The 12,397-nt window shown below is 69.8% G+C and carries 10 protein-coding genes and 1 pseudogene; 7 read left to right on the forward strand and 4 right to left on the reverse strand.

From position 1 onward, the window contains the following. The first annotated feature begins 37 nt into the window (after positions 1–37). Genes AC5I49_RS09620 through AC5I49_RS09630 form a run of 3 tightly spaced genes read left to right on the forward strand, consistent with a single transcriptional unit; the run spans position 38 to position 3,033 of the window. Positions 38–1,204 (forward strand): CaiB/BaiF CoA transferase family protein, encoded by a 1,167-nt coding sequence (locus AC5I49_RS09620; protein ID WP_495789260.1) that lies wholly within the window; start codon positions 38–40, stop codon positions 1,202–1,204. A 36-nt stretch (positions 1,205–1,240) separates the two neighbouring features. Continuing rightward, the gene (locus AC5I49_RS09625; RefSeq protein WP_065347093.1) at positions 1,241–2,245 is read left to right on the forward strand and encodes a Bug family tripartite tricarboxylate transporter substrate binding protein; all 1,005 of its coding nucleotides are present in this window, start codon (positions 1,241–1,243) and stop codon (positions 2,243–2,245) included. An 11-nt stretch (positions 2,246–2,256) separates the two neighbouring features. Next, positions 2,257–3,033: an enoyl-CoA hydratase gene (locus AC5I49_RS09630; RefSeq protein ID WP_034366441.1), complete on the forward strand. Its 777-nt coding sequence runs from the start codon at positions 2,257–2,259 to the stop codon at positions 3,031–3,033. A 17-nt stretch (positions 3,034–3,050) separates the two neighbouring features. On the opposite strand, the gene AC5I49_RS09635 is transcribed toward AC5I49_RS09630, so the two are convergent. Continuing rightward, a complete protein-coding gene (locus AC5I49_RS09635) occupies positions 3,051–3,977 on the reverse strand; it encodes a LysR substrate-binding domain-containing protein (RefSeq protein WP_154836190.1) in 927 nt (308 codons plus the stop codon). A gap of 102 nt (positions 3,978–4,079) precedes the next feature. Between AC5I49_RS09635 and mnmA the strand changes: the two genes are divergently transcribed. Then, entirely contained in the window at positions 4,080–5,198 is a 1,119-nt protein-coding gene (gene mnmA / locus AC5I49_RS09640) for a tRNA 2-thiouridine(34) synthase MnmA (protein ID WP_016449575.1), read from the forward strand. Positions 5,199–5,340: 142 nt separating this feature from the next. Next, positions 5,341–6,900: a serine hydrolase gene (locus AC5I49_RS09645; protein WP_353177262.1), complete on the forward strand. Its 1,560-nt coding sequence runs from the start codon at positions 5,341–5,343 to the stop codon at positions 6,898–6,900. On the opposite strand, the gene AC5I49_RS09650 is transcribed toward AC5I49_RS09645, so the two are convergent. Both AC5I49_RS09650 and AC5I49_RS09655 read right to left on the reverse strand, forming a co-directional pair. Continuing rightward, complete coding sequence (locus tag AC5I49_RS09650) at positions 6,869–8,842, reverse strand: sensor histidine kinase (protein ID WP_495789261.1); 1,974 nt, start codon at positions 8,840–8,842, stop codon at positions 6,869–6,871. The genes AC5I49_RS09645 and AC5I49_RS09650 overlap by 32 nt on opposite strands. Positions 8,843–8,847: 5 nt before the next feature. Next, entirely contained in the window at positions 8,848–9,531 is a 684-nt protein-coding gene (locus AC5I49_RS09655; RefSeq protein WP_013804635.1) for a LuxR C-terminal-related transcriptional regulator, read from the reverse strand. A 191-nt stretch (positions 9,532–9,722) separates the two neighbouring features. Here AC5I49_RS09655 and AC5I49_RS09660 point away from each other — a divergent pair, with 191 nt between their 5' ends. Further along, positions 9,723–10,358, forward strand: a complete 636-nt coding sequence (locus AC5I49_RS09660; RefSeq protein WP_016449579.1) for a TetR/AcrR family transcriptional regulator — start codon at positions 9,723–9,725, stop codon at positions 10,356–10,358. Positions 10,359–10,373: 15 nt separating this feature from the next. Here the strand turns inward: AC5I49_RS09660 and paaN are convergent, their stop codons facing one another. Next, entirely contained in the window at positions 10,374–12,032 is a 1,659-nt protein-coding gene (gene paaN, locus AC5I49_RS09665; protein WP_392459069.1) for a phenylacetic acid degradation protein PaaN, read from the reverse strand. Between the two features lie 148 nt (positions 12,033–12,180). On the opposite strand from paaN, the pseudogene AC5I49_RS09670 reads away from it, so the two are divergent. Continuing rightward, a pseudogene (locus tag AC5I49_RS09670) lies at positions 12,181–12,397 on the forward strand (phenylacetate--CoA ligase); the annotation flags it as partial.

The raw sequence follows: 12,397 nt of genomic DNA on the forward strand, positions 1-12,397 counted from the left end.
ATGGACCACCGCGCGCCATGCCGCGAGCATGGAGTCCATGCAACAAACCCATGGACTGTCCAGCGCCCTCGACGGCCTGCGCGTGGTGGACCTGTCCCGCATCCTGGCGGGACCCTGGTGCACCCAGAACCTTGCCGACCTGGGCGCATCGGTGCTCAAGATCGAGCGTCCCGTCACGGGCGACGACACGCGCGCCTGGGGCCCGCCCTTCGTGCAGGCGCCCGATGGCGAGGCCGTGTCGGCCTACTTCCTGTCCTGCAACCGCGGCAAGCAGTCGGTGGCGCTGGACTTCACCGAGCCGGCCTCGCATGCCTGGCTGCTGCGCCAGATCCGCGATGCCGACGTGCTGGTGGAAAACTACAAGGCCGGCGCGCTGGCGCGCCACGGGCTGGACTACGCGGCGCTGGCCGCCATCAACCCCGGGCTGATCTACCTGTCGATCACGGGCTTCGGCCAGAGCGGCCCGTTTGCGCACAAGCCCGGCTACGACTATGTGTTCCAGGGGCTGGGCGGCCTCATGGGCTACACGGGCGTGGCCGATGGCGAGGAGGGAGCGGGCCCGCTGCGCACGGGCGTGGCCGTGGTGGACCTGATGACGGGCATGTATGCCACCAGCGCCGTGCTGGCGGCCGTGGTGCAGCGCCAGCGCACGGGGCGCGGCCAGCACATCGACCTGGCGCTGCTGGACGTGGCCGTGGCCATGAATGCCAACCAGGCGGCCAACTACCTGGTCAGCGGCGAGAACCCGCGCCGCACGGGCAACGCCCATCCCAATTGCGCGCCCTACGAGGTGTTTGCCTGCGAAGACGGCCATTTCATCCTCGCCATCGGCAATGACGGGCAGTTCGCCGCCCTGTGCTCCGTGCTGGGCACGGACTGGCACCTGGACGCGCGCTTTGCCACCAATGCCGCGCGCCTGACCGGCATGCCGCAGCTGCGCCCGCTGCTGCGCGCGGCGCTGGGCAGCTGGCCGCTGCAGGCCCTGACCGATGCGCTGGACACCGCCCAGGTGCCCTGGGGCTGCATCAACACCATGGAGCAGGTCTTCGCCCATCCGCAGGTCCGGCACCGCCAGATGCTGCAGACGGTGGAGCACCCGCAGCTGGGCACGCTGAGGCTGGTGCGCAACCCCATGGTGCCGGGCGGCGGCGGCGCCCAGGTGCCGCCGCCGCCCGTGCTCGGTGCGGCGCCGCAGGACCTCTGAATCCCTAGACATCGACAAGCCAAGAAGGAGACAAGGATGACGAAACGCATGAAAGCACTGAAGGCCGCCGTGGCAGCCGCCGCGCTGGCGGGGATGCCGCTGGCATATGCAGCGGGGGCGGCCGGGGCGGCGGGGGCAGGAAGCTATCCCGAGCGGCCCGTACGCCTGGTCGTGCCCTATGCGGTGGGCGGCGCCACCGATGTGATCGCGCGCGTGGCGGCCCGCTACCTGGGCGAGACGCTGGGCCAGCCCGTGGTGGTGGAAAACCGCCCCGGCGCGGGCGGCAGCACGGGCTCGGCCTATGCGGCCAAGCAGCCGGCCGACGGCTACACCCTGGTGATGATGGTGGAGAGCTCGCATGCCGTGAACCCCAACGTCTACGCCAAGCCCGCGTATGACCCGGTGAAGGACTTCACCCCCATCACCAACATCGCCAACGTGCCGGGCGTGATGGTGGTCAGCGCAGGCTCGGCCTACAAGAGCGCCAAGGACGTCAGCGACGCGGCGCGCGCCGCGCCGGGCAAGCTCAACTACGGCTCCTCGGGCAATGGCGGGCTCAGCCACCTGAGCGGTGCGCTGTTCGGCAGCACCACGGGCACCACCCTCACCCATGTGCCCTACAAGGGCCTGGGGCCGGCGCTCAACGACCTGATGGCGGGGCAGCTCGATGTGGTGTTCGACAACATGCCGTCCTCGGGCGCGCTGATCGCAGGCGGCCAGCTGCGTGCGCTGGCCGTGTCCAGCCCCGTGCGCCTTCCGGCCCTGCCGGGCGTGCCCACCTATGCCGAGGCCGGGCTCAAGCCCATGAACGACATGTCCTGGTACGGCCTGGGCGCGCCTGCCAGGCTCGATCCCGCCATTCTTGCCAGGCTCAGCGAAGCCATGCGCAAGACCTTGCAAAAGCCCGAGCTGATCAAGACCATCGAGCAGCAGGGCGCCGTCGTGGACTTCCAGGAGCCTGCGCAGTTCAGGCAGACGGTGGAGCGCTCCAACCGGGCCTGGTCCCAGCTGATCCGCGACATCGGATTCGAGAAACTTTGAGGAGATCTGCCGTGCATGCACAAGTGACCTTTCCCACCCCGCAGACCGCCGTGCTCACCATCACCGGCGGCGGGCCGCTGAACATCCTGGGCACGCCCGTGATCCGCGCGCTGACCGCGCAATTGGCCGAGCTGGCCGAGCGCCCCGATCTGCACTGCCTGGTGCTGCGCGGATCGGGCACGCGCGCCTTCGTGGCGGGGGCCGACATCCGCGAGATGGCGTCGCTCAACGCCGCCTCGGCACGCGCCTTCATCAGCGGGCTGCGCGACCTGTGCAACGCGGTGCGGCATTTCCCCGTGCCCGTGATCGCCCGGTTGCAGGGCCATACGCTGGGCGGCGGGCTGGAGCTGGCCATGGCGGCCGACCTGCGCATCGCGGCCGATGATGCCGTGGTGGGCATGCCCGAGGTCAAGGTCGGCATTCCCTCGGTGATCCACGCGGCCATGATGCCCGCGCAGATCGGCGGCACGCGCGCCAGCTGGCTGCTGCTCACGGGCGAGAACATAGGTGCCCTGCAGGCCGAGCGCTGGGGCCTGCTCAACGAATGCGTGCCCGGCGACCAGCTCGATGCGCGCATCGCGCAGATTGCCGAGGGGCTGGGCGGGATCGGCATCGAGGCGCTGCGCCAGCAAAAGCGCCTGCTGCGCCGCTGGGAGGGCATGGGCGTGGACTCGGCCATCACCGACAGCGTGGCCGAGTTCGGCGCGGCCTTCAACACGGGCGAGCCGCAGCACCACATGAATGCCTTCCTGGAGCGCAAGCAGGCCAAGGCCCAGGCCCAGCACTGAACCCAGGCAGGGCCAGGCTAGGCCTTGTCGGCCAGCCCTTTCAGAAAGCTGCGCAGCCGCTGCGCGGTGGGCGTCAGCGGCCGTTCGCTGGAGCGCACCAGCTGCAGCGGGCGCCGTGCCCAGGTTTCCTCCAGCGGCAGGCAGGCCACCGCATGCGCGGTGCCGAGCCTGCGGTAGATGCTGTGCGGAATGATGGCCAGGCCCACGCCCTGCGAGACCAGCCGCACGATGGAGGTGAAATCGTCCACGTGGATGCGGCAGCGCAGCGGCCGGCCATGGCGCTTGGCCAGCTCGCGCAGAAAGGCGTAGTTGCTGCTGGTCAGCGCCATGCCCACGAAGGCATGGGACAGGGTGTCGAAGAACCGGCAGGAAGGGCCTTCGCCGTCCTCTTGCCTCTCGACCGGCTGGGGCACCAGCGGATGGCCGGGCGGGGCGATCACCACCAGGCGGTCCAGCGCAAAGGTCTCGCAGGCCACGGCGCCCGCCATGGGCTCGCCCGCGTAGACGCCCAGGTCGGCCTCGCCCTCGGCCACGCTGGCGGCAATCGTCTCGCTGGTCTGCTCCACCAGGGTGAGGTTCACCTCGGGAAAGGCGGTCAGGAACTCGCCGATGTGCGGGCCGATGAAGCCGTGCAGCGAGGAGCTGTTGGCCGCCAGCGTTGCCTTGCCCTGCAGGCTGCTGCCCAGCAGGGCGGCCTCGGCCTCCATGCCGTCGATGGCGGCGAACACGCCGCGCGCATGCTCGAGCATGGCGTGGCCTTCCTCGGTCAGCCGCATGCCCTTGTGCTCGCGCGTGAACAGCTGGCAGCCCAGGGCCTGCTCCAGATTGCGCAGGCGCTGGCTGGCGGCCGAGGGCGTCAGGTGCCGCGCCTGGCTGGCACGCGAGAGATTGCCGGCCTGGGCGATGGCCATGAACAGCTTCAGATCGGTCAGGTCGTAGCGCATGCGGGCGTTTCCTAGGGGGCAGGAGGGCCATTATTCCTGCTGGCGCAGGGCTGCAAAGCCCGTGGCGCGCAGCCTTTGAAGGGCGCTGGGATAATCGATGCCATGACTAAACACCGCGTCGTGGTGGGCCTGTCGGGCGGTGTGGACTCCGCTGTCACGGCCCATCTCCTCAAGCAACAGGGCCATGAAGTGGTCGGCATCTTCATGAAGAACTGGGAAGATGACGACGACAGCGAATACTGCTCGTCCAATGTCGATTTCGTCGATGCCGCCGCCGTGGCCGACGTGGTCGGCATCGAGATCGAGCATGTGAACTTCGCCTCCGAGTACAAGGACCGCGTCTTCGCCGAGTTCCTGCGCGAGTACCAGGCCGGCCGCACGCCCAACCCTGATGTGCTGTGCAATGCCGAGATCAAGTTCAAGGCCTTCCTGGACCACGCCATGCGCCTGGGCGCCGAGAAGATCGCCACGGGCCACTACGCCCGCGTGCGCCAGAACCCCGGCACGCAGCTGTTCGAGCTGCTCAAGGGACTGGACCCGGCCAAGGACCAGAGCTACTTTCTGCACCGCCTCAACCAGGCCCAGCTGTCCAAGGCCATGTTCCCCGTGGGCGAGCTGAAGAAGACCGAGGTGCGCCGCATTGCCGAGGAGATCGGCCTGCCCAACGCGAAGAAGAAGGACTCCACGGGCATCTGCTTCATCGGAGAGCGGCCGTTCCGCGACTTCCTGAACCGCTACATCAGCAAGGAGCCCGGCAACATCCTCGACGACCGCAACCGCAAGCTGGGCAAGCATGTGGGCCTGTCGTTCTACACGCTGGGCCAGCGCTCGGGCCTGGGCATCGGCGGCGTCAAGGAAAAGGGCGCGCCGCGCGGCGGCGGCGACCATGAGCCCTGGTTCGTGGCGCGCAAGGAGCTGGACACCAACACGCTGCGCGTGGTGCAGGGCCATGACCACCCCTGGCTGCTGTCGCAGTCGCTGCTGGCCGACCAGGTCAGCTGGGTGGCCGGCCACGCGCCCGCCGAGGGCAAGGCCTACGGCTCCAAGACGCGCTACCGCCAGCCCGACTCGCCGGCCCTGATCTCGGGCGCCACGCCCGAGGGCTTCCGGCTGGATTTTCCCGAGCCGCAATGGGCCGTCACGCCCGGCCAGTCGGCCGTGCTCTACGACGGCGACGTGTGCCTGGGCGGCGGCATCATCGCGGCGGTGGATCCCCACTGATGCAGCACTGACGCGGCACTGACGCGGCATTGATGCCGGGCAGGATGCGGCCCGGCGCGTTTTGCTATCGTCACGGGGGGCGGCACAACCGCCCCTTTTTCTTTTTCCTTTTGTTCTTCACGACAGCACCACAGGAGACCCCATGGCTTCATCGATTCTTGCGCGCCGGCATTTTCTGGGAGCGGCCCTGGGCGCCGTGGCCACGGCCGGATGCAACGGCGAGGTGTCCTGGGGCGACCCCATCGATCCGCCCGTGACGGACCGCGTCAAGCGTGCGCTCGATCAACTCGACGGCCAGGTGCGCGCGCAGATGCGGCGCACGGGCGTGCCCGGCGTGGCCGTGGCGGTCGTGCATGAAGGGCGCCTGGTCTATGCCCAGGGCATGGGCGTGCGCCGTCTGGGCTCGTCGCTGGCCGTGGATGCGGACACGGTGTTCCAGCTCGCCTCCGTCTCCAAGTCCGTGGGCGCCACCGTGGTGGCGCAGCAGGTGGGCCAGCGCCGCGTGTCCTGGGACACGCGCGTGCAGCAGGGCCTGCCCTGGTGGACGCTGGAGGATGCCGACGCTGCCCAGCGCATCACCGTGGGCGACATGTATGCCCACCGCTCGGGCCTGCCCGGCCAGGCCGGCGATGCGCTGGAGGAGCTGGGCTACAGCCAGCGCCAGATCCTGGAGCGCCTGCGCTACCTGCCGCTGCGGCCCGTGGGCACCCAGTACGCCTACAGCAACTTCGGCCTGACCACGGGTGCCGAGGCGGTGGCCGCCATCGCGGGCCAGTCCTGGGCGGCGCTATCGCAGCAGGCCGTCTACGGCCCGCTGGGCATGACGCAGACCAGCTCGCTGTTTGCCGATTTCGAGGCGCGCGCCAACCGCGCGGCCGGCCACCTGCGCGTCAATGGCGTGTGGCAGACGGGGCCGGTGCGCCGGCCCGATGCGCAGTCGGCCGCCGGCGGCGTCAGCTCCACGGTGCGCGACATGGCGCGCTGGATGACCATGCTGCTGGACGAGGGCCGCTTCGAGGGCCGCCAGGTGGTCGATGCGCAGGCCCTGCGCACGGCGCTGTCGCCGCAGATGCTGCAGTCGCCGGCCGGCAACGGCGAGCCCGCCCGCTACTACGGCTTCGGCTTCAACGTGGGCGTGTCCGAGGCGGGGCGCACCACCTACAGCCACTCGGGCGCCTTCGGCACGGGCAGCGCGACCAGCTTCACCGTCATGCCCGAGCTCAAGCTGGGCATCGTGGTGCTGACCAACGGCATGCCCATCGGCGTGCCCGAGATCGTGGTCTCGCAGTTCCTGGACCAGGTCGAATGGGGCCGCCAGCGCCAGGACTGGGAGAGCATCTGGACCAAGCGGCTGGCACCCATCATGCAGCCGCATGGCGAATTGGTGGGCAAGACCCGGCCCAGCTTTCCCCGCCCGCCCCGGCCGCTGGGCGCCTATGTGGGCAGCTACGCCAACCGCTTCTACGGACCGGCCCAGGTCAGCCTGCAGACGGGTGGCGGGGGGCTGCAGGTCAGCCTGGGTTCGCAGCGCATGCTGCTCAGCCACTGGGATGGCGAGGTCTTCAGCTTCGTGCCCGAGGGCGATTCGCCGGGCAGCCTGTCCAAGGCCACGTTCGACGGCAACCAGCTCACGCTGGAGTATTTCGACGATGTGCTGACCCCGGCCGGCGTCAGTGCGGGGATAGGGCGCTTTTCGCGCTGAGGGTGGCCTGCTCCGTGCCGTCGTGCAGGTGATCGCCGGGCACGGGCAGCCAGGCGGCCAGCACGGTGGCACCGGGCTCCGAATCCATGTCCAGATGGCCGCCCAGGCGCTGCAGGCGCGCCTGCATGCTGCGCAGGCCCACGCCCATGCCGGCCTGCTGCACGGCGGCCACGTCAAAGCCTGCGCCGTCGTCGGTGATGCGCAGCATCAGCCAATGCGGCTCGGGCCACTGCAGCTGCACCTGCACGCACTGGGCGCGGCTGTGCTTGATCACATTGGCCAGCGCTTCCTCCAGCACGCGCGTCAGCGCCAGGCACTGCAGCGCACCGGGCGGCTGCGGCCAGGCGGCAGGCACCTGCCAGTCGGACTGCATGTCCAGCGCGTCGAACAGGCTGGCAAAGCGGTGGCGCAGCGGCGCGATCCAGGCCTGGGGCGTGTCCGGCACGGTGACGGAGACGCTGGTGCCGCTGTCGATCATCTGGCGCAGGTCGTCGCGCAGCAGCTTGAGCACGGACAGGAACTGGCGGTTGTGCATGGGGCCGCCCGCCTGCTCCACCATGGCGATGGAGCGCACCAGGGAGCCGCCCAGGCTGTCGTGCAGGTCGTGCGCCAGCTGCATCCGTTCCTGCAGCCGCGAGTGGCTGAGCGCCAGCGCATGCTCGCGCGCCAGCGTGCCGCCGAGCTCGTCGCAGGCACGCGCCACGCTGTCGGTCAGCTCCTGGTTGAACTGTTCGATGCGGCGCATGCTGAGCACGAACTGCCGGCCCAGCACCATGGACAGGGCCAGCATGGTCAGCGGCGCGGTATAGGGCATCCAGGGCGTGGCGGGGCCGATCACCTTCTTGAGCGCCAGCATGTCGTGCAGGCCCGCGCACAGGAAGACCAGCAGGCAGGCCGCATAGACCAGGTGGCCCGGCTCGCGCGTGCGCCAGGCGTGCAGCGGAAAGTGCAGCGACACGGCCACGCAGATGCCGAAGTACACCAGGCCGATGTGCAGCACGCCGTCCACCAGCGGCCAGGGCGCGAAGATGGCGGCGGCCATGCCGGCCAGCGTCAGCGCCCACAGCAGCTTTTCCAGCCGGGGCAGGTGCAGCCTGCCGAAGCGCCAGGTGAACAGGCAAAAGCTCTGGCCGAACAGCAAAAAGACCAGCAAATTGCCGCGTGCCACGGCCAGGGTGTCGGGGAAGGGCCAGGCCTCGGTGGCCAGGATATTGGCCAGGAACAGCGCCCAGCAGAAGGCATTGAGCGCGTACCAGCCAAAGGCCTTGCTGGCGCGCCGCTGCAGCCAGGCAAAGGCGAACAGCACGCCCAGCACCAGCGAGACCACGATGTTCATGGCAAACAGCGTGCGCTGGTTCCACCAGGTCTGCTCGTGCCACCGGCGCAGCGCCTCGGGCTCGCCCAGGCGCACCTCGCCCAGGCCGGGCGTCTGCTCGGCCAGGCCGTGCACGCGTATCCACACGCTGTTGGTGCCCGCATGCAGGGCGGATTCGGGCAGCAGCCAAAAGCGCGGCATGTTCCAGCTGCGCGACAGGGGCTCGACCAGGTGCCGGTCGCGCCACAGCAGGTCGCCGTTCACGAAGACCTCGCCGGCCATGACCATGGAGTGCAGGGCCAGCGCCACGGGATCGGCGGCGGCGGGAGCGGTGGCAGCGGCGTGAGCGCAGCCGCGCTGCCAGTCGATGCGGTACCAGACGGCGCCGCTGTAGCCGGGCCAGCGGTCCAGCCAGTGGTCGGGCAGGGTCACGTTGTGCCAGTCGCGTACCGCACTGGCGATGGGCGGCGGTCCCAGGCCTGCGGCCTTGGCGGACTGGATGGACAGGACCTGCGGCAGGCAGGCCTGGGCCAAGGCGCAGCTACTGCACAGGAGAACCGCCAGGCCCTGGGCGAGGCCCAGGGCCTGGCACCGCACCGGGCCGAACCACCGGCGCCACCCGCCCATGGCCGTCAGCCCAGCAGTCCGCGCACGCGTGCCGTGTTGACGGCGCGCGTGCGCGAGGACACGGCCAGCTTGCGGTAGATGTGCTTGATGTGGCATTCCACCGTGTAGCGCGACAGGTGCAGCTGCTCGGCGATCTCGCGGTTGGTCAGGCCATCGGCCACCAGGCGCAGGATCTGGCTTTCGCGCGCGCTCAGCGTGGACTCGGTGCCGCTGCTCTCCGGCGTGGCCGGTGCCGCGCCCTGCAGCTCGGCGATCACGCGGCGCGCGATGAAGGGGTCGATGGGGGCGCCGCCGCGCAGCACGCTGCGGATGGACAGCGACACTTCCAGGTCGTCGCGCTCCTTGAGCACATAGCCGGTGGCGCCTGCGCGCAGCGCCGCGAGGATGGCGTCCTCCGTGCTCCAGGCCGAGATCACCAGGATGCCCACGGCCGGGTCTGCGCTGCGCATCTCGGCGATCAGGTCGATGCCGCTGCCGTCGGGCAGGCCCAGGTCCACCAGAGCCAGCGCCACGGGCTCGGCCAGGCAGGCGCGGGCCTGGGCCAGGGAGCCTGCGAACAGCAGGGCATCGGGCGTGTAGCCCAGCTGGCCCAGCACGGACTGCAGCCGCTGGCGGATCAGCGGCTCGTCCTCCACCACCAGCACCGGGGCCGGAAGCGTGGACTCTGGGACAAGCAGATGGGCGGGCATGGAAAAGGCGTGCGCAGCGGCGGGCGTAAAAAGGGGCAGGATGGCCGCCCGACTGTGGGCGAAGCCCGCATCTTTGCATATCCCTGAAAACTGGTAATCGCGGGGGCGCGCGCCGCTGCGCCGTCCATAATTCCGGCCCGGGCCGCACGGGCGGACCCTGGCAACGACACCTACCGAAAGGACGCCGCCGCATGGCACGCGTACGTGACCCTGCTGGCTACGATGGCCAGCGTGAAATGATCCTCTCCCACGCCGCCCAGCTGTTCGCGCAGCGCGGCTATGCGGGCACCTCCATGAACGAGGTGGCTGCGGCCTGCGGCGTCTCCAAGGCCACGCTCTACCACTATGTGCTCGACAAGCACGACCTGGCCGTGCGCATTGCCGAAGAGCATGTGCTGCGCCTCGAAGCCCTGGTCAACGACACCCTGCAGGCCCATGCCGATCCCGAGCAGCGCCTGCATGCGCTGATCCGCGGCTTCGGCCAGGAGTACGCCCAGGCCCAGAATGCCCACCGCGTGCTGACCGAGGACGTGCGCTTCCTGCGCGAGGAAGACCAGCAGCGCATCCTGGACGTGGAGCGCCGCGTGGTCGCGGCCTTTGCGCAGACCATTGCCCAGGTGCGCGGCGAGCCCGCCGACAGCGCCCTGGGCAAGCCCCTGGCCATGCTGCTGTTCGGCATGATCAACTGGACCTTCACCTGGCTCAAGCCGGGCGGCACGCTGGACCATGACGCCATTGGCACCATGGTGTCCCAGCTGTTCTTCGGCGGCGTGCGCGCGGTCAGCGTGCCGGACGCCAAGAAGCCGCGCAAGGCCCGCCAGGCCTAGGCTCGGCCCGGTCCATCACCACCTGCGCTGCACGACCACGAAGCGGTCGGCCACGAAGGCCAGCGTGGTGTAGCTGGCATTGGCCGCGGGATTGCCGCCCGTGGCATGGAAGTCGGAAAAACCGGCCGACTGGTTGACCATCACGCCCTGCGTGAGGTTGATGGACAGGGCCACGCGCGAGCGCAGCGCCGAGGCCGCCACGGCATCGACGAAGGCCGCATCCGTGGAGTACAGGCCCAGCGTCATCGCGCCATGCGCGCGCACGCTGCGCTCGGCCAGCTCGCGCGCGGCCTGGGCCGAGGGCACGGCCACCAGGTAGGAGACCGGGCCGAAGCATTCGCGCTCGTAGATGGCGGCGTCCGCCACGTCCAGTGCGCGCAGCGCGGGCGTGCGCACCTCGGCCTGCGGGTACTCGGGATGGGTGAGCTTTTGCGAGGCGCGCACGGCGCGGCCCACGGTGGCCGCCTGTTCCACGCGCTCCACGGTCTGCGCAGAGCCTATGGCGCCCAGCACGGTGAAGGCCACCTTGGGATCGGTCAGCAACTGGTCGATGGCGGCGGCCAGATCGGCGCCGACCTGCTCGAAGCTCTTGTGGCCCTGGTCAGTCTCTATGCCGCCGGCCGGAATCAGCAGGTTCTGCGTGGTGGTGCACATCTGGCCGCTGTACAGCGACAGTGACAGGGCCAGATTGCGCAGCATGCCTGCGTAGGCATCGGTGGACTCGATCACCACCAGGTTCACGCCGGCCATCTCGGCATACAGGCGTGCCTGCGGCGCGTTGGACTGCAGCCACTGGCCGAAGGCATTGCCGCCCGTGAAGTCGATGGAGGCCACGGCCGCGTGCGTGGCCAGGGCCTGGGTCAATTCGGGCTTGTCGCTCACGGCCAGGGTCACGAGGTTGGGGTCCAGGCCCTGCTCGGTCAGCACATCGCGCAGCACGCTCACGGTGAGCGCGGCCGGCAGCACGGCGTTGGGGTGGGGCTTGACGATCACGGGGTTGCCCGTGGCCAGCGCGGCGAACAGGCCCGGGTAGGTGTTCCAGGTCGGGAAGGTGGCGCAGCCGATGACCAGGGCCACGCCACGCCCCACGATCTCGAAGCGCTTGTGCAGCACCGCGGGCGCATGCTTGCCCTGGGGCTTTTCCCAGACGGCCTCGGCAGGCACGTCGGCCATGGCCTTCCAGGCCACGGCAATGGCTTCCAGGGCGCGGTCCTGGGCATGGGGGCCGCCGGCCTGGAAGGCCATCATCGCGCCCTGGCCCGTGGTCAGCATCACGGCATGCGCGATCTCGAAGCTGCGCTGGTGGATGCGCGTCAGCGCCTCCAGCAGCACGCCGGTGCGGCCCTGGGGTCCGAGCGCCTGCCATGCGGGCTCGGCCGCCTGGGCGGCATCCACCAGCGCCTGGGCATCGCACTCGGGGTAGCGGATGTCCAGGGCCACGCCATAGGGCGATTGCTCGGTGGCCACGCGGGCGCGTTCACCGGGCTGGCGCAGCGGATAGTCCTTGCCGAACAGCGCCTGCACGGCGGCGTGGCCCTGGGCCTGGGCGGTCTCGCCATACACCTTGGGCGAAGGCGCTTCGGGAAAGGGCGACCAGTGGCCCCGGCGGGACAGGGCCTGCAGCGCGTCGTCGAGCAGGGGGCGGTGGCGTTCGTAGAGGGCGTGGGCGGGCATGGGATGTCTCCTGGGTTGGAATGTGGCGTCGCTATCAGGGTTAGTACCGGACAACAAGCCTTGTTGCTCAAGAAAGCTGCATCTTATAATCCTACCGTCCGGTCGGTCAATTATTCTGAACCCCTTGCCTCACGACGCCAGAACCCCGATGAACAAAGACCTGCGCCCCGCCCCCGGCGAACTCGACCCCATCGAAACTGCCAGCCGCGACGAGATCGCCTCGCTGCAGCTGCAGCGCCTGCGCTGGTCGCTGCAGCATGCCTACGACAACGTGCCGCACTACCGCCGCGCCTTCGATGAGAAGGGCGTGCATCCGTCCGACCTGCGCACGCTGTCCGATCTGGCCCGCTTTCCCTTCACCACCA

It is taken from the genome of Delftia sp. (assembly GCF_059499305.1).

Coding starts and splice junctions, on each gene's coding strand:
- AC5I49_RS09650 (WP_495789261.1), bottom strand. CDS start 8,842: ATGGGCGGGTGGCGCCGGTGGTTCGGCCCGGTGCGGTGCCAGGCCCTG.
- AC5I49_RS09660 (WP_016449579.1), top strand. CDS start 9,723: ATGGCACGCGTACGTGACCCTGCTGGCTACGATGGCCAGCGTGAAATG.
- AC5I49_RS09635 (WP_154836190.1), bottom strand. CDS start 3,977: ATGCGCTACGACCTGACCGATCTGAAGCTGTTCATGGCCATCGCCCAG.
- paaN (WP_392459069.1), bottom strand. CDS start 12,032: ATGCCCGCCCACGCCCTCTACGAACGCCACCGCCCCCTGCTCGACGAC.
- AC5I49_RS09655 (WP_013804635.1), bottom strand. CDS start 9,531: ATGCCCGCCCATCTGCTTGTCCCAGAGTCCACGCTTCCGGCCCCGGTG.
- AC5I49_RS09645 (WP_353177262.1), top strand. CDS start 5,341: ATGGCTTCATCGATTCTTGCGCGCCGGCATTTTCTGGGAGCGGCCCTG.
- mnmA (WP_016449575.1), top strand. CDS start 4,080: ATGACTAAACACCGCGTCGTGGTGGGCCTGTCGGGCGGTGTGGACTCC.
- AC5I49_RS09625 (WP_065347093.1), top strand. CDS start 1,241: ATGACGAAACGCATGAAAGCACTGAAGGCCGCCGTGGCAGCCGCCGCG.
- AC5I49_RS09620 (WP_495789260.1), top strand. CDS start 38: ATGCAACAAACCCATGGACTGTCCAGCGCCCTCGACGGCCTGCGCGTG.